Raw genomic sequence first — 20,109 nt, forward strand, 5'->3', positions numbered from 1 at the left:
GGAGACCGTCCGCTTCTCCGACCTGACCACCCGCGCCGCGAGTTGTGGCCGCGATTCCGACAGGAGAGATCGCTTATGGGCCGCTACAGCCGGCTGCGCCGCATCCAGCAGATGGATCCGCAGCAGGACTTCGAGCAGATCTACCGGTGGATCATCCACTACGAGTTCCCCAGCGACTATCTCCACGGGACGTCGATCGCGTTCCTGCGCGACTACGGCGTCCCGCGCATATCCCGACTCCTGGACCGCACGCAGGAGTTCGAACGTGCCGGTCAGAAGCGGTACGACGACACGGTGCTGATCACGTACGAGATGGTCCGCGAAGGAATGGACTCGGAGCACGGCCGGGCAGCCGCCCGGCAGCTGAACCGCATACACGGCCGTTACCGGATCCCCAACGAGGACTTCCTCTACGTCCTGGCCACCACGGTGGTCGGGCCGAAGCGCTGGATCGACCGGTTCGGCTGGCGGCGCCTGTCCGTGCAGGAGATCGAGAGCCTGGCCCTGGTGGGCCGGCGGATGGGCGAGATGATGGGCATCTCCGGTGTGCCCGAGACCTACGCCGCGTTCGAACGACTCCACGACGACTACGAACGGGAGATGTTCGCCTACGACCCCGCCAACCGCAGGGTCGCCGCGGCCACTCTGCGGATCCTGGCCTCCTGGTACCCGGCCCCGGCGCGGCGGCTGGCGACCCGCGTCTCGCTCGCCGTGCTGGACGAACCGCTGCTGACGGCGCTCGGCTTCCGCCCGGAGCCGCGCTGGCTGCGGACCGCCGTCCACCGCGTGTTCCGCACCCGGGCCGCGCTGATCCGCCTGCTGCCCGGGCGGCCCGAGCGGTTCCCGCGCAGGCCCAAGGCGCGCACCTACCCCTTCGGCTGGACCCTGGACGACCTGGGTCCGCACTGGGCGCACTCCCGTCCGACGACCCCGCTCCAGGACGGGACGGCACAGGAAGACACCTCCGTTCCGGCGCGGTCGACCGTCCCCCGGACTCCCCGTCAGGAGACCCGATGACCGACACCACCCCTGCCGCGGCGGCACGCGCCGCGACCTTCACCACGTACTCCCCGGCGACCGGCAAGGCCATCGCCGAACACCCGGTGAACGGGCCGGAGGAGGTCTCCCGCGCAGTGGCCGCGGCCCGGACCGTGCAGGCAGGGTGGGCGGCGCTGCCCGCGTCCCGGCGCCGTGACCATCTGCTGCGCTGGAAGAAGGCCCTCGCCACCGACCTGGACGTACTGGCCCGCACCATCGCCGCGGAGACCGGCAAGCCCGCCGGTGACGCCGCGCTGGAGGTCGTACTCACCCTGGAGCACCTGGGCTGGGCCGCCCGCAACGCCGCACGCGTGCTGCGCCGGCGGAAGGTGGGCACCGGTCTGTTCACCGTGCACCAGCGGGCTTCGCTGGTGCACCGGCCGTCGGGTGTGATCGGCGTGATCGGCCCCTGGAACTACCCGCTTTACACCCCGATGGGCTCCATCGGTTACGCCCTGGCCGCGGGGAACGCCGTGGTCTTCAAACCGTCCGAGCTGACCGCCGGCACCGGGGTCCTGCTGGCCGAGCTCTTCGACGCCGCCGTGCCCCAGCACGCCGGACTGCTGACCACCGTCACCGGCGCGGCGTCCACCGGGGACGCCCTGGCCCGGTCGGGGATCGACAAGCTGGCGTTCACCGGTTCACCGGGGACGGCTCGCAAGGTGATGGCGGTGTGCGCCGAGACGCTGACGCCGTTCCTCGCCGAATGCGGCGGGAAGGACGCGGTGATCGTCACCGCGGACGCGGATCTGGAGGCGGCCGCCGACGCGATCGTGTGGGGCGCGCTGAGCAACGCCGGGCAGACCTGCGCCGGGGTGGAGCGCGTCTACGCCGTACGCGAGATCCACGCGGAGCTGTGCGAACGGGTGGTCGAGCGGGCCGGGGTGCTGCGCCCGGGCGCCGAGGCCGACGCCTCCTACGGCCCGATGACGCTGCCGGGCCAGGTCGAGATCGTCGAACGGCATGTGGCCGGTGCGGTCTCGGCGGGTGCGCGGGCCCTGCTCGGCGGGCCCGAGTCGGTTCGCGCTCCGTACGTCGCGCCGGTCGTGCTGACCGGTGTCCCGGAGGACGCGGCGGCGATGGCGGAGGAGACCTTCGGGCCGGTCGTGGCGATCAACCCGGTGGCCGACGTGGACGAGGCGGTGGAACGGGCCAACGCCTCGCGTTACGCCCTGGGGGCCGCGGTGTTCTGCCGCAACGGGCGCACCGGTGCGGAGATCGCGGCGCGGCTGCGCGCGGGGGCGGTGTCGGTGAACTCGGTGCTGGGCTTCGCCGCGGTGCCGGCCCTGCCGTTCGGCGGCTCGCAGGACTCCGGCTTCGGGCGGATCCACGGCGAGGAAGGGCTGCGTGCCTTCACCTCCGTGCAGTCGACGACGGTGCAGCGCTTCACCCCGCCGATCGTGCTGACCTCCTTCGGGGTTCCGGCCGCCACGCGCGAGCGCGCGGTGCGGCTGGCCCGGGCGCTGCACCGGCGCCGCTGAACGGCCGGGCGGCGCCCCGCCGGCCGGACCGTCCGCTCGGACGGTCCGGCCGGTCAGGCGTCCAGCAGCGGAGCCAGGTAGCGGCGGGCGAAGGCCCGGGCCTGGTCCTCGTCGTCCATCTCGATGCAGCCGGCGGGGTTGAGCAGGAAGGACACGGCGACCCGCACCATCAGTTCGGCGACCGGACGCGGGTCCTCGTCGGGGCGGCCCTCGACCTGCTGGGCGCGGCGCAGGTGGCCCGTCAGGTACTCGACGGTGGCGGACAGCGTGGAGCCGCCCTGCACCGTCAGGTAGGGCAGGACCACCTCGGGTTCGAGGCGCAGCAGGCCGCCGAAGAGCGCGTGGGCGCGGGTGTGGCGCAGGGCTACCACGAAGCCCTCGACGACCCGCTCCTCCATGGTCGGCAGTGCCGCCACCGCGGTGTCCAGCCGTTGGTAGAACCGGCTGAGCTCGCGCAGCAGGGTGGCCTCGACCAGGTTGTCCTTGGTCTGGAAGCGCCGGAAGACGGTGACGCGGGAGACTCCGGCGCGCTTGGCGACGTCGTCCACGGACGAGCGGCGCAGGCCGAGCAGGGTGAACTGCTCCAGCGCGGCGTCGAGGATCCTCCGCGCCGTGGGGTCCTCCGCCTCCGCTCGGGCGATGGCCCGGGCGAGCCCCGAGTCGTTCGTGTCAGTTCTCATGGCGCTCACGATACCGGCGGACATCTCCCCGAGATACGTTGAAACGCTTATCATATCTCCGTATCGCGACACGAACCTCGGAGGATCTGATGGGCAGTCGCCTCACCGAAGAACAGGCCGATTTCGTCGCGGCCGTCCGCGATTTCGCCAAGCGGGAGTGCGGTACCCGGGAACAGCGCGACGCGCTGACCGCGGGCGGCCGCGAGGCCCACAACCCCGAGCTGTACGGCAGGCTCGCCGACCTGGGCTGGCTCGGGGTGTGTCTGCCCGAGGAGTACGGGGGCTCCGGCGGCGGGCTGGCCGACGCCTGCCTCTTCCTGGAGGAGACCTCGTACGGGATGGTCCCGGCCGCAGGCTTCATCACCACCGTCATCGCGGCGAAGGCGTACGAGCGGTTCGGCACCGGGCGGCAGCGGAAGGAGGTGCTGTCCGGCGCCGTCCGCGGTGACGTGCTGTCCATCGCCATGTCGGAGCCGGGGGCCGGGTCGGACGTCGGCGCGCTGCGCTGCCGCGCCCGGCAGGAGGCGGACGGTACGTGGGTGATCGACGGCCAGAAGACCTGGATCTCCAGCGCGCACTGCGCGAGGAGCATTCTGCTGGTGGCCCGCACCGGCGAGGACAAGCACGGCGGTCTGACCATGTTCCATCTGCCCGCCGGCGCCCCGGGTGTGGAGGTGCGGGGCATCGACACCATGGGCGGTCGGGAGGTCAACGACGTCTTCCTCACCGGCGTGCGGCTGCCCGCGGACGCCGTCGTCGGCCAGGTCGACAACGGCTGGCGCCAGTTGATGGCCGGCCTGAACGACGAGCGCCTCTTCCTGGCCGCGAACATGCTGGGCCTGGCGCGCCGCGCCTTCGACGACGCCGTCGCCTACGTCCGCGGACGCGAGCAGTTCGGGCGGCCCGTCGGCTCCTTCCAGGCGCTCCGGCACCGGATCGCCGATCTCGCCACCGAGATCGAGTGCACCCGGCTCCTGGTGCGCGAGGTGGCCCTGGACTGCGACGCGCAGCCGGACAAGTTGTTCCCGCGCGAGGCGTCCATGGCCAAGCTGAAAGCCACCGAGACCGCCAAGCGGGCCGCCCTGGAGGGCATGCAGATGATGGGCGGATACGGCTACACCACGGAGTTCGACATGGAACGCCACCTGCGGGCCGCGGTCGTCTCCACGGTCTACGGCGGGACCAGCGAGATCCAGCGGGACGTCATCGGCAAGACCTACGGTCTCTGAGTCACCCCGGACACGACGGCCGCCCACCCCCGGAAGGGGGGGTGGGCGGCCGCCTTCCGTGCGCGGGAGGCGCGGGCCGTGCGGACGAGCGGGCGACGGGACGTGGGGGCGTGGGAGGGCGTGGGCGCACGCGGCCCCGGTCAGTCCTGGTAGAGCCCGGACAGCTCGGCGGCGTACTTGTCCCGGATGACCCGGCGCCGCATCTTCAGCGAGGGCGTCAGCTCGCCGGTCGCCGGGCCCCACTCCTCGGCCAGCAGCTCGTACCGCTTGACCTGCTCGGTGCGGTTGAGCCGGGTGTTGGCGGCGGCCACCGCGCGGTCCACCTCCGCCCGGACGACCGGGTGTTCCGCCAGCCCGGCCAGTCCCTTCTCCGTAGCGACGCCGTTGGCCGCGGCCCAGGCGGGGGCGGCCTCCGCGTCGAGCACCAGCAGGGCGACGAGGTAGGAGCGATCGTCGCCGTGCACCATCGCCTGCCCGATCAGCGGGTGTTCCTTGAGCGCGTTCTCCACCAGCGCCGGCGAGACGTTCTTGCCGGTGGAGGTGATGATCAGCTCCTTCTTCCGGTCGGTGAGCCAGAGGTAGCCGTCCTCGTCCGTCCGGCCGATGTCGCCGGTGGCCAGCCAGCCGTCGGCGTCCAGGACGGACCGCACCGAGCCGTCCGGCTGGAGGTAGCCGGAGAAGACGGACGAGCCCCGCACCAGGATCTCGCCGTCCTCGGCGAGGCGGATCTCCACGGACCCCACCGGGCGTCCCACCGAGCCGAGCCGGAAGCCGGCCCTCGGGCTGTTGCTGGTGGCCACGCCGGTGGTCTCCGTCAGCCCCCAGGCGTCCATGATGACGATGCCGAAGCCGGCCCAGAACCTCACCACGTCGACCGACATCGGCGCCGACGCGCTGGCCGACCAGGTCACCCGGTCCAGGCCGCCCGCGGCCAGCATGGGCAGCAGCACGTCCTCGCGGACGCGGAGGTAGCGCTCCTCGAGTTCGGCGGGCGGCGTCTCGCCCCGCTCGCGGTAGCCGACGTGCTCACGGGCGACCTCGAACGCCTGGTCGATGACCACCCGCTGCTCGGCCGGCATCAGCGAGAGGACGGCCCGCACGCCGGCGGACAGTTTCTCCCAGATCCTCGGCACGCCGAAGAACTGCGCGGGGCGCACCTTGCGCACCACCTCGCCGACGCGCGTCGGCTCGGCGCAGAGATAGACGTGCGAGGCCCGGTGACAGGGCAGGTAGATGCCCAGCATCCGCTCGGCGATGTGGGCGAAGGGCAGGTAGCAGATGTGCTCGACGTGCGGGGGCAGCTCCACCACGGCATCCAGCGCCAGGGCGTTGGCCATCACCTCGCGATGGGTGAGGACGACGCCCTTGGGCTCGCCGGTGGTGCCGGAGGTGTAGACGACGGTCAGCGGATCCTCGGGGCGGGCGGCGTCCAGTTCCTCGGCGAACCGCTCCGGCACCGGTTCGCGGAGGAGGGCGGCGTACGGGAAGTGGCGGTCCTCCGCGCCCGCCTCGGCCACCACCAGACGTTCCAGCGGGGTGTCGGCGTCGGCCAGCAGCGGCTCCCACACGGCGACCTGCGCCGCCCCCTCCACGACGGCGAGGCGGGCCCGGCAGTTGCGGGCGATGTGGGTGATCTGCCCGGGGGCCGCGGTGCCGTAGACGCTGACCGGGATCGCGCCGAGACGGACCAGCGCCAGGTCCGACAGCCAGTGTTCGGGCCGGTTGGCCATCATCAGCAGGACGTGGTCGCCGCGGCCCACGCCGAGGGCCCGGTAGCCGGCGGCGAGGCTCCGGGTCTGCTCGTGGATCTCCGCCCAGCTGAGCGTCGTCCAGTCGCCGTCACCGTCCGCCGACTGCCAGGACAGGCCGGGCAGCCCGGGGTACTCGCGGGCGTTGCGGGCCAGCAGCTGCGGCAGGGCCGGGTCGTCGGGCACGTCGCCGGTGGTCGGGGGTGCGGATGTCATCGGGGCCTCCGTGCGGGTGGGAAGGGGACGTCTGGGGAGACCGGGGCGGTGGGGATCCCCTGCGGTTGTGCGGGGTGGAGCCGGGGTGGGGGCGGGCGGGGCCGCCGGCGAGGTCCGTCGCCTCCCAGCGTTCGTGCTGCGGGGTCACCTCCGTGACGAGGAAGGTCGACTTGAGGTCCGCACCGTCTCGCGGAACGCCTCGTGGTCGGGGCCGTACAGGGCTCGTTCCAGGGTCACAACCAGCTCCTCACGCGCTCGATCGACCGGGCGGGATCGGGCCCGACGGGGGTGACGTTGAGCATCGTCACGCCCGCCTCGCGGAAGACCTCGACGCGGTCGCGGACGTACCCCTCCGGGCCGGCCAGGCAGAGCCGCTCCAGCAGCTCGGCCGGTACGGCGGCCTCCGCGTCCTTCTTGCGGCCGGCGAGGTAGTGCTCCTGGATGGCGGCCGCGGCCGACTCGTATCCGTAGGAGCGGACCAGGTCGTGGTAGAAGTTCCGGCCGGGCGCGCCCATGCCGCCGACGTAGAGCGCGACGGTGGGGCGCAGCAGGTCGCGGACGGCCTCCGCCCCGTCGCCGATGGCCAGCAGGCCGCCCGCCACGACCGAGAGCGGGCCGAGCGCGGGGTCGCGCCTGGCGCGGCCCTCGGCCAGGGACCGGCCCCAGACCTTGTCGGCGTACTCGGGGACGTAGAGGAACGGCAGCCATCCGTCGGCGATCTCGGCGGCCATCCTGACGTTGGCCGGGCCCAGCGCCGCGAGGTAGACCGGGATGGCGTCGCGGACCGGGTGGTTCAGCAGCTTCAGCGGTTTGCCGAGGGTGCCTCCCTTCTCGGGTGGCAGCGGCAGGTCGGTGATGCCGTGGTGCTCGATCGTCTCGCGCCGCCAGATCCGCCGGGACAGCTCGATCACCTCGCGGGTGCGACCCAGCGGGCGGTCGTAGCGGCGGCCGTGCCAGCCTTCGACGACCTGGGGTCCGGAGGCGCCGACGCCGAGGAGGGCGCGACCTCCGCTGAGGGCGTCGAGTCCGGCCGCGGTCTGGGCGATCAGCGCGGGGGTGCGCGAGTAGACGTTGAGGATGGCCGCGCCGATCCGCATCCGCTCGGTCTTCGCGGCGAGGTATCCCATCACGGTCGGGGAGTCGAAGCCGTACGCCTCGGCCACCCAGACGGCGTCGAGGCCCGCGGACTCCAGGGCGGCGGCCCGGTCCGCGGCGGCGCGAGGATCGGCGGCGTACGCCAGGGGTGAGGACAGTTCCATCGGCAGGGGTCCTTCAGCAGATCGGGCACGCCCCGGTCGCGGGCCACCTCGGAGGTGTGCGCGCCGGGAAGGGCAGGCGGGAGCCGGAGGGTGCCGGGGGTGTCGCCGGTTCGACCGCGCGCACGCCGTCCGGCGGACCCGCCACGGCGCGGCGGGGAAGGTCGGTGGAGTGCCGGCTCATGGGTTCCTCTCTCGGCGCGCGGCGGACTCGCCGCCGTCGGCCGGGGACTTACTGAGCGTTCGCTAAGAACGTAGGAGGGCGGTGCCGGTCGGTCAACTCCCCGTGTCACACGAGTTTTTCCGAATCCACGTCGAGGGAGTGACAGCAGGCCGGACCGGATGCCAAGGTTCTCCTGATCGAGCGCTAAGCAACCGAAGGGAGGTTCAGATGACTCACGGCCGTACGATGTCGCGGATCGCCGCCCGTCCCGAGGAGAGTCGTTGAACACCCAGCAGAGCCAGGACACCACGCCCCCGGCCGAGCACTGGCGCTCCTACGGACCGCTCGACCTGCACCCGATCCTGATGCGCACCATGGAAGCCTTCAACGAGCACGGCTACCACGGCACTTCGGTCCGGGACATCGCCGGCCGCGTCGGTGTCACCGTGCCCGCGCTGTACTACCACTACGAGAACAAGCAGGCTCTGCTGGCCACGCTGCTGGAGACGTCCATCAAGGACGTCCTGGACCGCTGCCGCGCGGCGTCCGCGGAGGCCGGGGACGATCCGCTGGACCGGTTCTGCGGCATGGTCGAGTCGATCGTGCTCTACATGGCCCACCGTCGGCAGCTGGCCTTCCTGGACACCGAGATCCGCAGCCTGGACCCGCAGAACCGGGCGCGCTACGTCGCCCTGCGCGACTACCTCCAGCACATGCTGCTGGACACGGTCGAGGCGGGCCGCGCCCAGGGCGTGTTCACCACACCGATCCCGGCCGACGCGGTGCGCGCGGTGCTCATCCTGTGCCAGGGGGTCGCCAACTGGTTCCGTGAGGACGGCCCGCTCACCGCGGAGGAGGTCGCCGAACGCCACGTGCTGCTGAGCCTCGGCACCGTGGGCCACCCGGGCGCGGTCACCGGCGACCCCGCCCTCCCGTTCCCGGGGCGCTCTCACCTCCGGCCGCCCTCCCTCACGCGGACCTCCGCCCCCCGGGGTTCCGCTCCGCGCACCTCCCGGTGACGCGGCGGGGCACCGCGCTCCCGCCGGGCTCAGGCCGGTCGGCAGCGGCCGAGGCGACCTTCCCCCACCCATCCCGCACGGCACCATCCCGACGTCCCGTATCCACGGTGCCGCACCGACGAGAGGACACCCCCGCATGGACGTGCTCGACGCCCGCGCCCGGTTCCAGGAGCTACGGGAGAAGGACGGCCCGGTCGACCCCGCCGAACTCGACGAGATCTGGGCGGCGTTGGCCACCGTCCGGCCCGAGGACATACTCGGTGAGTGGCGGGGCGGCGAGTTCCGCACGGGTCACCCGCTCAACGGCGCGCTGGCGAAGGCCGGCTGGTACGGCAAGACCTTCGTCGCCGTGCACGACGCCAAGCCGCTGATCTGCCGTGACGCTTCCGGCGGGCTGTACTCCGACCGCGAGCTCGGCAAGGGTGAGGCCAGCCTGTGGACCGTCGAGTTCCGCGGTGAGCCGACGGCCACCATGGTCTACGACGGCCAGCCCGTCTTCGACCACTTCAAGCAGGTGGACGACACCACGCTGATGGGGATCATGAACGGCAAGGGGGTCCCCTCCGAGGGCCCCTTCTTCTACTTCTTCCTCGAGCGCGCCCCCGAGGCCCCGCTTCCCGGGGAAGGCTCGTGAGACGCGTCCGCGCCGCGGTCACCGAGTCGCCGGGAGCCCCGTTCACCGTCCGGGACGCGGACCTCGAGGACCCACGCCCGTGCGAGGTGCTGGTGCGGATGACCGCGGTCGGCATCTGTCACACCGACCTGGGGATGCGGGACGCCTGGCCCCGGCGGCTCACCCCGATGGTCTTCGGCCACGAGGGCGCGGGGCGGGTCGAGGCGGTGGGCGCGGAGGTGACCGGGCTCGCGCCGGGGGACCACGTCTGCCTCAGCTTCGCCAGTTGCGGCACCTGCGAGCAGTGCGCCGCGGGCCACCCGGCCTACTGCCACGCCGCGCGGGACCGGAACCTCTCCGGTGGACGCGTGGACGGCACCACGCCGCTCTCCCTCGACGGCACACCGCTGCACGGCGGCTTCTTCGGCCAGTCCAGCTTCGCCACGCACGCCGTCGTCCACGAACGCGGCGTGGTCAGGGTGCCCCCCGACCTGGCGGCCGCGGTCGCCGCGCCGCTGGGCTGCAGCGGGCAGACGGGCGCCGGCACCGTGCTCAACCGGCTGCGCCCCGAACCAGGTTCCTCCCTGATCGTCCTGGGCGCGGGCGGGGTGGGCCTGAGCGCGCTGATGGCCGCAGTGGCCGTGGGCTGTGATCCGGTGGTGGCCGTCGACCCGGTCGCCTCCCGCCGTGCCCTCGCCCTCGGACTCGGCGCCAAGGCGGCCCTGGCCCCCGGGGACGGTCTGGTGGCGGCGCTGCGCGACCTCACCGGCGGTGGCGCGCACCACGCCGTCGAGACGACCGGCCGTCCGGAGATGGCCCGCCGGGCCGTCGGCGCGCTGCGCCCGCGCGGCGAACTCGCCCTCCTCGGCATCGGCGGTGAGGTGACGTTCGACGTCATGGGCCTCCTCGCCAAGGGGATCCGCGTCCACGGGGTGCTCGAAGGGGACTCCGACCCCGGCCGCTTCATCCCCGAACTGGTCGGCCTGCACAGGCGGGGCCTCTTCCCGCTCGACCGGCTGATCACCACGTTCCCCTTCGAGGACATCGGCGCGGCCGTGGCCGCCATGGGGGACGGCAGCGTGGTCAAGCCGGTCCTCACCTTCGCCTGACCGGCCGCTCCGGCACCGGGAACGGCGGTGCCGCACGGCGGGCCCCCGCCGGACCGCCGGACACCGGCTGCCGCGACGGCAGTCGGCAGTCGGCAGTCGGCAGTCGGCGTCCGCGTCGGCGTCCGCGTTGGCATCGGCAGGAGCCGTTCACGTCGCGGGCCCGGAGATCACCCGGGAAGTGATCCCGGAGTCACGTCCTGTGCGGTCCGCGCCGAGGAGGCCCGGCCGCCTGACGGCTTGTGATTCACTGATCCGCATGGCCCCCGCCTCCCCATCCGCGCGTTCGGCTGCGAACGGCCATCCGGCCGCGGCCACTCGGCCCCGCAACCGCAGGCAGCTCATCGTCGAGGCGGCCGGGCGGGTCTTCAGTGAGCGCGGATACCACACGGCGTCCATGGAGGAGGTAGCCGCCGGCGTGGGGATCTCCGCGGCCGCTCTGTACCGGCACTTCCCGAACAAGTACGCGCTGTTCTCCGAGTGCGCCGACGTCATGGTGGACGGACTGGTCGCCGCGCTCGACGAGGTGCCGCCCGGGGCGACCTTGACGGATGTGCTCACCGCCGCCATCCGGATCACCGTCGCTCATCGTGCGTCGGGCGGCGTGTACCGGTGGGAGGCCCGCTACCTCAACCGCGAGGACCGCAGACGTCTCGGGGTGAAGTTCGGTCGCCTCGTCGAGCGGGTCGACGAGGCGGTGCAGCGCGAGCACCCCCGGCCTGACGAGCGCCTGCGGGCCACCGCGGCCCTCGGCGCGATCGGGTCCATCACGATGCATCACACCTCGATCGCCGGGCGCCGGGCCGAGGAGCTGCTGCTGGCGTCCGCGCTGGGTGTGGCCGCGAGTGACCCCGCGGCGGGCCGGCCCGGGGCACAGCCCGTCGAACTGCCCGCCCGGCCGGTGCCGCGCACCCGACGCGCGGAGATCCTCGCCGCCTCCGTCCCGCTGTTCGCCCGGGACGGATTCGCGAGCGTCACGAACGGTCAGATCGCCGAAGCGGTGGGACTGACCCCGTCCGCGCTCTACCGCCACTACCCCGGCAAGATCGACATCCTGGCGGCGGCATGTCTCCAGGCGGCGGGTCTCCTGGCCCAGGGTGTGGAGCGGAGCCTGCACGAGGTGTCCGACCCGCGCGACGCCCTCGTCGCGCTGGCGGCGACGTACGTGGCCTACAGCTTCGAATACACCGAGCTCAACAGTGTGGCCGAGGCCGAGCTCGCCGGGTTGCCGACCGACCTGCGGCGACCCGTGGTCCTCGCACAGCGGGAGCACATCGCCGTGTGGGAGCAGCAGTTGCGGCTGGCGCGCCCGGAACTGGACCCACGCCAGGCCCGGGTTCTGGTGCACGCGGGGTTCGGCGTGGTGGTCGAGGCGGGACGCAGACTGCGGTGGCGGGACGGCCCCGACCGTCGCGGGGCCGTGACCGCCCTGGTCCTGGGCGCTCTGGGTCTCTGAAAGACCGCCGCAACCGGTGTCGGCGAGGCGTCGCGCCGCTGAGCGTCCCGTGCGCGAGTCACCCGGATGCCCGCCCCTCGGCCGATCTGTCCCGGGGGCGGGCGGTGAGACCGACCGGCGGCTCAGCCCGCCCGGTTTCCCGTGGGGATCGTGATGGGCGTGGTGGCCCCGGAGGATCCCTTGTTGAGGAACAGCATGGCCAGGCCACGCACGAACTGGTCGAACATGTAGAAGGTGCCGGGCATGACGGGCGACAGCCCCTCCCGGAACAGGATGTACGCGGGCCACGCCGTGCGGACCAGGGCCGCCGACGCGTAGTCGCGTTTCAGCCCCAGCCAGTCACCGACCTCGTCGCTGAGGACGTAGCGCACGAACTCGTTCAGGAACCCGCGGGTGACGCCGAGGTCGACCTGTGCGGTCAGACCGAGCAGTTCCCCGGCCAGTGCGATGCCCTCGGGCGACGGGGTGAGGATCGGGGCGAGCACCTGCGCCGACTGCTTCTCGGCGGCCGCCCAGGTCTGGGGGATGTGCTCGTCCGGCACACCGAGCAGGTGGACGGCGACCTGCCACGAGTGCAGGAACGCCTCCTGGTCCGCGGCCGGGAACGGGATCCTCCAGTCGAGCAGCTTCCGGTACACGTAGGTGCCCAGGCTGTGGAAGGTGACCAGGATGTCGGCGGCGCTGATCGGGACGGACTCGTCGGCGACCGCCCGCCAGTGCGGCGACTGCGGGAGCAGGTGACGCACCGCGGCGTGCACCACCCGCGTCTTGTTGGCGGTGACGACGAACTGTCCCGTCGGCCGGAAGGCTCCCAGCTGGGACAGGTCGTAACCGAAGGTGAACGTCTTGGCCGCCCGGTCCTGCATGTCGGCTCCGCCCGCGGACCAGTAGACGCTCTTGGCCTCGCGCGGAATCACCGTGCTCATGATTCCGCTGCCGAGGCCGTACAGCATGAAGAGGTACGTGTCCCTGCGCCGGTTGAAGTCGGCGGCGCGGGCCAGCTTGGCGGGGTCGGCCCAGGAGGGCAGCCGGTTGACCTGCCCCAGGTACGCGGCGAATTCGGCCGGCAGGCCGCCGGGCAGCGGATCGTCGTTGTTCACCCACGACGCCCATGCGGTGTTGATCGCCGGCACGTGTCCGCCGTCGAGCATCGAAGCCATCAGGGGGTCCGCCGCCGCGTCCCAGATCCACTCCGGACCGGTCCCCGCGGCGGCTCCGGTCACCGCTCCCGTCGACGCCCGGGCGGGGTTCGCCACGCCCACGAGGCCGAGCGCGACACCGAGCGACAGGGCCCTTCGCCTGCTGAGGTTCTCCATTGACTTACCTGCTTCCCTGATGGGCCAGATGGTTTCAGGTGCCTTCGCAGACTTGCTTGTTGTGCGGCCAACGGCCTGATGGACCTTGTCGCACACATGTGATTTTTCATTAACATAGCGAGGTGCGTCGGCATCGGCAATGGTGGTGACGGAGGGCTCGTCGCCAGGTTGTCGCGCAGTCTGCGGGGCGGCCGAGGCGTCGTCGAACGGGCGGCGCCCCGCCCGTCCGGACCCGGCGGCGTGTCGCCGTGGCGGGTCCGGACGGACGGGGCGCCGGAGCCGGGCGCGTGGCCGCCCGGGTGGTGCGTCAGGCCGTGTGCAGCGTCAGCCCGTAGCGTCCGAGGATCTCGTTGATCGGCTGGAACCAGGTCTCGCCGCCGGAGGAGCAGTTGCCCCAGCCTCCGGAAGTGACGCCCTGGGCCTGGTCTCCGCTGATGAACGCGCCGCCCGAGTCGCCGCCCTCCGCGCAGACGCTGGTCTTCGTCATCTGGTGGACGGCGCCCTGGCTGTAGTTGACCGTCTCGTTCTTGGCGAGGACGGTGCCGCAGTGCCAGTGCGTCGTGGAGCCCGAGCGGCAGATCGACGCACCCACGGGAGCCTCGGCCGAGCCTCGGACCAGGCGGTCCGAGACCGTTCCCCAGCCGAGCACCACGGGCACCGTCCACCAGCCGCTGTGGATGCCGACGTACGCGTAGTCGTCACCCGGGAACGAGGAGCCCTGGAAGGTGCCCTGGGCCGACCCGTCCCAGCCGCGCACCGCGGCTCCGGCGCGTCCGCAGTGCCCGGCGGTGACGTAGCCGCCGTACACGGAGAAGCCGATGGAACAGCGGACGTTGCCGGTGTAGTAGGGGTCGCCGCCGACGGTGCCCGCCGCGTAGGTGCGCGGCGCGGTGGCCGTCTCCGCGACGGTGACGGGGCCGGTCCGGCGGGCCCGCTCGACGAAGGCGTGCACGGCGGGCGAGGTGCGGTCGGCGCGGACGACGGTCACGACGACGGTGCTGGCCTTGGGGTCGACGTGCCAGCCGGCCACTCCGGCGGGGGCCGAGAGCCCGTCGAGGCGGGACTTGGCCCGGTCGAGCGCGGCGGCACTGTGCCGGACGAGCCGGGTGTCGGCGCCCAGGGCGCGGACGTCGGCCTCCTCGGAGCGGTCGGTGAGGCCGACCACGAGCCGTCCGGTGGCCGGTTCGAACCACGAGCCGCCGTATGTGGAGCCGGCGGTGCGCCGGGCGGCCGCCTCGACGCCCGCCGCGGCGCGCTCCGCCCGTATCCGCTCCTCGGCCTGCCGGGGCGTCAGGCCGAGGTCCTGCCGCATGGCGTCGAGGAGTCCGGCCGAGGCGGTGGGCGCGGAGCCGGCGGGTGCGGCGTTCGCGGTCCCGGCGTGGGCGCCGCCGAGTCCTACGGTCAGCAGGAGCGCCGCGACAGCGGCGCGCAGGGGGGTGGTGCGTCTCACGGGGCCTCCTGGTGGGGGATCGAACGCTTGAGAGCGCTCTCACAGAGTGTCGACGCCACGCTAGCGGCGATCGATTGTCAGGTCCATACCAAGATTCGGCCGTCGGTCACGGCACCGTCCGGACCGCCGCCGGGCAGGCGGAAGCCCCCGGCGCCCGGGCCGATGCCCGTGCGCCGGGGTGCTCGGGCGCCGCACGGCTCGCACCGCGCGGCGCCCGGAGCGGCCTTAGGGCTTCTCGCTCGCGTGGAGCGCGGCCACCTCCTCGGAGGAGAGCGCCTTGTCGTAGGCGTGGACCTGGTCGATCGACCCGTTCCAGAAGTCGACGTTCCCGCCGCCCCACTTGGCACGGCCCACGGAGAGCGGCCCGGTGCCGACGTCGGCCGGCCCGGAGACGGCCGTGGCGACGAGCGCACCGTCGACGTACAGCCGGATCTCGTTCCTCGCGGCGTCGCGCACACCCACCAGGTGGTACCAGCGGCCCGTCTCCGGCGCGGTCACGAAGCGGGCGCGGTTCCCGCCGGGCGTGCTGAAGGCGAAGGCGCCCTGTCCGTACTGGAGGTAGAAGGGGTTCTCCTGCCGGCGGCCGTCCTGGCTCACGACGGTCGCGTAGTTGCCGGGAAGGGCGTCGAGCGTCGCCCAGGCGGAGACGGAGTAGCTCGTGGTGGTGTCGAGCACGGGCCCGTCGGTCTGGGCGTACTGCCCCTGGCCGTCGAACTTCAGCGCGCTGCCGCTGACTCCGGGCGTCCAGGTGGTGCCCTCGGTGAGCGTCAGGGGCTCGGCGTTGGGGCCGGTGTCCCGCGCGGTGGTGCCGCTGCCCTCGTCGAGGGCCCAGGAGCCGCCGCCCTTCAGCTGGTCGCGCTCCCCCGCGGCGGCGCCGGCCGCGATGATCCTGCGGTTGACCTCACGCACCCGCACCGGGTCGACCTTGATGTCCCGACGGTCGTAGGTGTAGAGGCCGTTGAGCTCGTTCTCCAGGTCGGTGATCTGGGTGTAGACGGAACCGGAGAGTTCGGCCCCGGCGGCCTCCAGGTAGAACTTCTCGGTGTTCTCCACGTACTTGCGGGTCAGCGCCTCCTTGTCGGCGACACCGCTGTAGATCACCGTCGGGGCGCCCGGCCACATGTGGCCCGGGGCGCGCAGGGTGAAGCCGCCGTGCTCGCCGTCCATCGCGGCGCGATGGTCGGGGAAGGCCGGGTCGGTGTTGTTGTAGTCGTGGTGGTCGAGGATGTCGCCCTTGCCGGAGTCACCCTTGGAGTTGCAGCAGTTGACACCGCTGTGGGCGTTGACGACACGGGACGGGTCGGCGGCCTTGACGGACTCGGTGATGCGGCCGGTCTCGTCGCGGTTCCACTCGCCCCAGCCCTCGTTGAAGACGATCCAGCCGATGACGGCGGGGGAATCGTGGTGCTGGCGCATCATCTCGCGGCCCTGGTCGACGAAGGCCCGCTGTCCCGTCTCGTCGGTGAGGTTGCCCGAGACGAAGTCCTGCCAGACCAGCAGACCCAGCCGGTCCGCGTGGTAGAACCAGCGCGGTGACTCCACCTTGATGTGCTTGCGCACGGCGTTGAATCCGAGCTTCTTGTGCGCCTCCAGATCGAAGGCGAGCGCCTTGTCGCTGGGCGCGGTGTAGAGGCCGTCCGGCCAGAACCCCTGGTCGAGCGTGGCCAGGGAGAAGACCGGCTTGTTGTTGAGCACCAGCTTCTGGAAGCCGCCGACCTTCTCGATCCCGATCTTCCGCATGCCGAAGTAGCCGTCGACCGTGTCGGCCGACTTCCCGTCGGTGAGCCTCACCTGGAGGTCGTACAGGTACGGGTCGTCCGGGCTCCACAGGTGCGGCTTCGTCACCGGCAGACGCAGTTCGCTGTTGGCAGGGCCGCTGACCCGGCCGACGACCTTGCCGCGGGTGTCACGGGCGACGGCCTCGACGCGGGCGCCGGCACCGGCGTCGTCCGACGCGACCGTCACCGCCAGGCTGCCGGTGTCGATGTCGGGCGTCGTGACGACGTCGTCGATGGACACGGGGGCGACGGGCTCCATCCACACCGTCTGCCAGATGCCCGACGACTGGGTGTAGAAGATGCCGCCCGGGGCGGTGGACTGCTTGCCCGTCGGCTGGTTCGCGCCGCCGGTGTCGGTGACCGCGACGACGACCTCCTGCGGCCCGGTGCCCTTGAGCGCGTCGGTGACGTCGGCGCTGAAGGCGTTGTACCCGCCGGTGTGCTCGGCGACCTGCTTGCCGTTCACCCAGACCCGGGCCTGGTAGTCGACCGCCCCGAAGTTGAGCTTCAGCCGGTTGCCGTTGCCGGCCGCGCCGACCTTCCAGTCCTTGGGGACGTTCACCAGGCGGCGGTAGAACATGTGGTCCTCGTGCCGCTCGAGGCCGGAGAGCTGCGACTCCACCGGGAACGGCACGATGATCTTCTCGTCGAGGTCCTTGCCGAACACCGGCTGCTCGCCGGCGGCGGCGCCGGCGAACTGCCAGGCCCCGTTGAGGTTCTTCCACTTGGCACGCACCTGCTGCGGGCGCGGGTACTCCGGCAGCGGGTTCTTCTCGTCGAGCTTGTCGCCCCACTCGGTGGTGAGCCGGTGGGTGGACGCGTTGGCCGCCGAGCGCAGGATCTGCGGGACGGTCTCGTCCCCGTTCTTCAGGCCGCCCTGGCCGTCGTAGACGACCCGGACCCGCTGGTTCTTCTGGATGGGCTCGGCGAGGGTGACGAGCGCGGTGTTCGGGTCGTCCGGTGCCACCGCGACGGAGCGGATCGGCATCGGCGTGGTGTCGGCCTCGACGGTGAGGTGGTCCTTGACCGCCGCCAGGCCGGACACCCGGCCGTCGAACCGCAGGCGCAGCTGACGGCCGCTCGCCGGAACGGCCGACTCGACCGGGTAGACCTCGAAGTCGGCCGGCGGGGTGAAGGCCGACTCCGGGACGAGCTGCTTGGGCATCGTCGGGCTCGACCAGCGCAGGAACATGTTGGCGCCGCCGACGTCCTGGAACATCTCCAGGCGGAAGTCGTGCTTCTCGCCGGCGGTGAGCCGGACCGGCGCGCTGGTCTGCTCCCTGTCCCAGTCCGGTATCCAGTGGTCGATGACCGGCTTTCCGTCGATGAAGAGCCGGAAGCCGTTGTCGCCGATGCCGTGGAAGGTGTAGTCGCCGGTGGCCGGCGCCTCGATCCGGCCCGTCCACCGGGCGGTGGTGTGCTCGGACCGTCCGGTCAGCGACTGGAACGTTCCGGTCAGGCCGGAGAAGTCGATCTGCGGGTCGAGGGACGTGCCGCCGAGCTCGGCGAAGTCCCGGGCGCCCGGTGCCGACATGCTGAAGTACTCGCCCTTCAGGCCGTGCACCTCGATGGCCGCGTCCTCGGCGCCCTGGGCGTTCTCGGCGGCATGCGCGGAGGCGGGTCCGGCCGGCTCCGCGGCCGACGCGGTGGGGATCAGGGTGCTCGTGGGAAGCACCAGGGCCGCCGCGGTCAGCAGCGCCCACATTCTGGTTCGGGGGCGGGTGTGTCGTCGTGTCATCGAATCTTTCCTCGTAGAGAGGGGAATCGGAGCCGGAACCCGGAACAGGTGTGACGGCTGGAGTGCCCCGGCGAGGCGCCATGTTCGCCTCCGGGGCGCGGGCGCCCGGCGGTTGCCGCACAGTCGCGCCGGCGGGCTCGGCCGACGGCGTCACGGTCGGGCGCGCTGCCGGCGCAGGAGGTGCCACCGGCGACGGCCGACCGTCATTCCAACGTTGGAAAACTGTGTGCAGCGGAATGACAGCACGCCGTCCGGCGGCTGTCCAGACCCCCCGCGCCGACTCGGCCGACGCCCCGTCACGTCCCGCGCCCCGTCGGGCGACCCGCCTCCTCGGACACATTCCGGAAACGTCGCCCCGGACTCTTGCCGCGCCCCGCGCGACGCGGTTATAACGTTGTAAAGCCGGAGTCGCCGATCTGCCAGGCGGCTGCTCCGCACCTTGATACGCCCAGGCCAGGGCCTTGATCTCGCGAGATCGAGGCCGTGCCGACCCTGGTCTGCCGGCCCGTCGCGGCAGACCGGCTCCGCCTTCCCACACCGCGCGACCGCACGCCACTCGGCGGTGCTGTCCCCCGCCAAGGAGTGTCCCGAGATGACCCTTCCGCAGAGATCCCGCACGCTCGCCGTCGCCTGCGTCGTCGCCGCCACCGCGGCGCTGGCCCTCTCCGGCTGCGCCAAGTCGGAGACCACGGACAACGCCGGCGGCGACAGCAGCCAGGGCGCGCAGACGGTCCAGACCCCCTCCGCGTCCGCCGGCCCCGGCTGCACGCTCACCACGTACGGCGCCCCGAAGCTGGACCTCAAGAACGCGGTCGTCGGCTTCTCCCAGTCGGAGAAGGAGGCCAACCCCTTCCGCATCGCGGAGACGCAGTCCATCAAGGACGAGGCCGCCAAGATCGGCGTCAAGAAGCTGCTCACCACGAACGCCCAGTCGCAGCTCTCCAAGCAGATCAGCGACATCCAGGACATGCTGGCGCAGGGCGCGCAGTTCCTCATCGTCGCCCCGCTCAACTCCGACGGCCTGGAACCGGCCTTCCAGGCCGCCGCGGCCAAGAAGGTCCCCGTCCTCACCATCGACCGCAAGGTCAACGCCTCGGCGTGCAAGGACTACCTGGCCTTCCTGGGCTCGGACTTCGTCGAGCAGGGCAAGCGGGCCGCCGACGCGATGATCAAGGCCACCGGCGGCAAGGGCAAGGTCGCCATCCTGCTCGGCTCGTCCGGCAACAGCGTCACCACCGACCGCACCAAGGGCTTCGTCGACCAGGTCAAGGCCCAGGCCCCCGGCCTGGAGATCGTCGCCCAGCAGACCGGGGAGTTCGCCCGCGACAAGGGCCAGCAGGTGATGGAGCAGCTGATCCAGTCGAAGCCCGACATCACGGCGGTCTACGCGGAGAACGACGAGATGGCGCTCGGCGCCGTCACCGCGCTGAAGGCGGCGGGCAAGGCGCCGGGCAAGGACATCAAGATCGTGTCCATCGACGGCACCCGCAACGCCGTGCAGGCCCTCGCCAACGGCGAGCTCAACGCGGTCATCGAGTCCAACCCGCGCTTCGGCCCGCTCGCCTTCGCCACCGCCCAGAAGTTCTACTCCGGCGAGGGCATCCCCGAGGACGTCATCATCTCGGACCGCGCCTACGACCCGGCGAACGCAAAGTCGTCGCTCGGCGGGGCGTACTGACCCGAGGACGCGCCCCGGGCCGCCCGCGGAGCCCCCGCGGACCGCGGCCGGCCCCGGGCCACCTCCCGGGCAGCGGGGCCGCCCTCCGGCCTCCCCGCCCCCGGCGGCCCCGCACCCATCCACACGATCCATCTCCGGAAGGCC

Annotated in this window: 14 protein-coding genes; 8 read left to right on the plus strand and 6 right to left on the minus strand. The window is 72.4% G+C overall.

Annotation, left to right across the window (positions count from 1 at the left end):
* Positions 1 to 75 precede the first annotated feature (75 nt).
* Positions 76 to 1,017, plus strand: a complete 942-nt coding sequence (locus tag ACGFZF_RS16440) for an oxygenase MpaB family protein (RefSeq protein ID WP_393554580.1) — start codon at positions 76 to 78, stop codon at positions 1,015 to 1,017.
* Positions 1,014 to 2,519, plus strand: a complete 1,506-nt coding sequence (locus tag ACGFZF_RS16445; RefSeq protein ID WP_393554582.1) for an aldehyde dehydrogenase family protein — start codon at positions 1,014 to 1,016, stop codon at positions 2,517 to 2,519. Before ACGFZF_RS16440 ends, ACGFZF_RS16445 begins: the two co-directional genes overlap by 4 nt.
* A gap of 53 nt (positions 2,520 to 2,572) precedes the next feature.
* On the opposite strand, the gene ACGFZF_RS16450 is transcribed toward ACGFZF_RS16445, so the two are convergent.
* On the minus strand, positions 2,573 to 3,199 hold the full coding sequence (locus ACGFZF_RS16450; protein ID WP_393554583.1) for a TetR/AcrR family transcriptional regulator: 627 nt from the start codon (positions 3,197 to 3,199) through the stop codon (positions 2,573 to 2,575).
* An 89-nt stretch (positions 3,200 to 3,288) separates the two neighbouring features.
* Here ACGFZF_RS16450 and ACGFZF_RS16455 point away from each other — a divergent pair, with 89 nt between their 5' ends.
* Positions 3,289 to 4,428, plus strand: coding sequence for an acyl-CoA dehydrogenase family protein (locus ACGFZF_RS16455; protein WP_393554585.1), 1,140 nt, complete (start codon positions 3,289 to 3,291; stop codon positions 4,426 to 4,428).
* A gap of 140 nt (positions 4,429 to 4,568) precedes the next feature.
* Here the strand turns inward: ACGFZF_RS16455 and ACGFZF_RS16460 are convergent, their stop codons facing one another.
* Together ACGFZF_RS16460 and ACGFZF_RS16465 are read right to left on the minus strand one after the other, a co-directional pair.
* A complete protein-coding gene (locus tag ACGFZF_RS16460) occupies positions 4,569 to 6,392 on the minus strand; it encodes an AMP-dependent synthetase/ligase (protein WP_393554587.1) in 1,824 nt (607 codons plus the stop codon).
* Positions 6,393 to 6,625: 233 nt separating this feature from the next.
* Positions 6,626 to 7,651 carry an LLM class F420-dependent oxidoreductase gene (locus ACGFZF_RS16465; protein ID WP_393554589.1) on the minus strand — a complete coding sequence of 342 codons (1,026 nt, stop codon included), beginning with the start codon at positions 7,649 to 7,651 and terminating at the stop codon, positions 6,626 to 6,628.
* A gap of 441 nt (positions 7,652 to 8,092) precedes the next feature.
* Between ACGFZF_RS16465 and ACGFZF_RS16470 the strand changes: the two genes are divergently transcribed.
* From ACGFZF_RS16470 to ACGFZF_RS16485, 4 genes are all read left to right on the plus strand, one after another.
* Positions 8,093 to 8,830, plus strand: coding sequence for a TetR/AcrR family transcriptional regulator (locus tag ACGFZF_RS16470; protein WP_393554591.1), 738 nt, complete (start codon positions 8,093 to 8,095; stop codon positions 8,828 to 8,830).
* A gap of 136 nt (positions 8,831 to 8,966) precedes the next feature.
* Positions 8,967 to 9,464 carry a DUF4334 domain-containing protein gene (locus ACGFZF_RS16475; protein ID WP_393554593.1) on the plus strand — a complete coding sequence of 166 codons (498 nt, stop codon included), beginning with the start codon at positions 8,967 to 8,969 and terminating at the stop codon, positions 9,462 to 9,464.
* Positions 9,461 to 10,552, plus strand: a complete 1,092-nt coding sequence (locus ACGFZF_RS16480; RefSeq protein ID WP_393554595.1) for an NAD(P)-dependent alcohol dehydrogenase — start codon at positions 9,461 to 9,463, stop codon at positions 10,550 to 10,552. Before ACGFZF_RS16475 ends, ACGFZF_RS16480 begins: the two co-directional genes overlap by 4 nt.
* Positions 10,553 to 10,808: 256 nt before the next feature.
* Positions 10,809 to 12,005 carry a TetR/AcrR family transcriptional regulator gene (locus tag ACGFZF_RS16485; RefSeq protein ID WP_393554597.1) on the plus strand — a complete coding sequence of 399 codons (1,197 nt, stop codon included), beginning with the start codon at positions 10,809 to 10,811 and terminating at the stop codon, positions 12,003 to 12,005.
* 122 nt (positions 12,006 to 12,127) lie between these two features.
* Here the strand turns inward: ACGFZF_RS16485 and ACGFZF_RS16490 are convergent, their stop codons facing one another.
* The 3 genes from ACGFZF_RS16490 to ACGFZF_RS16500 form a co-directional block, all read right to left on the minus strand.
* Positions 12,128 to 13,321, minus strand: a complete 1,194-nt coding sequence (locus tag ACGFZF_RS16490; protein ID WP_393554599.1) for an oxygenase MpaB family protein — start codon at positions 13,319 to 13,321, stop codon at positions 12,128 to 12,130.
* A 307-nt stretch (positions 13,322 to 13,628) separates the two neighbouring features.
* On the minus strand, positions 13,629 to 14,771 hold the full coding sequence (locus ACGFZF_RS16495) for a S1 family peptidase (RefSeq protein ID WP_393554601.1): 1,143 nt from the start codon (positions 14,769 to 14,771) through the stop codon (positions 13,629 to 13,631).
* A gap of 225 nt (positions 14,772 to 14,996) precedes the next feature.
* Entirely contained in the window at positions 14,997 to 18,287 is a 3,291-nt protein-coding gene (locus ACGFZF_RS16500) for a LamG-like jellyroll fold domain-containing protein (protein ID WP_393554603.1), read from the minus strand.
* Between the two features lie 592 nt (positions 18,288 to 18,879).
* On the opposite strand from ACGFZF_RS16500, the gene ACGFZF_RS16505 reads away from it, so the two are divergent.
* Complete coding sequence (locus ACGFZF_RS16505) at positions 18,880 to 19,965, plus strand: ABC transporter substrate-binding protein (RefSeq protein WP_393554604.1); 1,086 nt, start codon at positions 18,880 to 18,882, stop codon at positions 19,963 to 19,965.
* Positions 19,966 to 20,109: the final 144 nt, after the last annotated feature.

This window comes from Streptomyces sp. NPDC048338 (genome assembly GCF_043201055.1).
Lineage (GTDB): Bacteria > Actinomycetota > Actinomycetes > Streptomycetales > Streptomycetaceae > Streptomyces.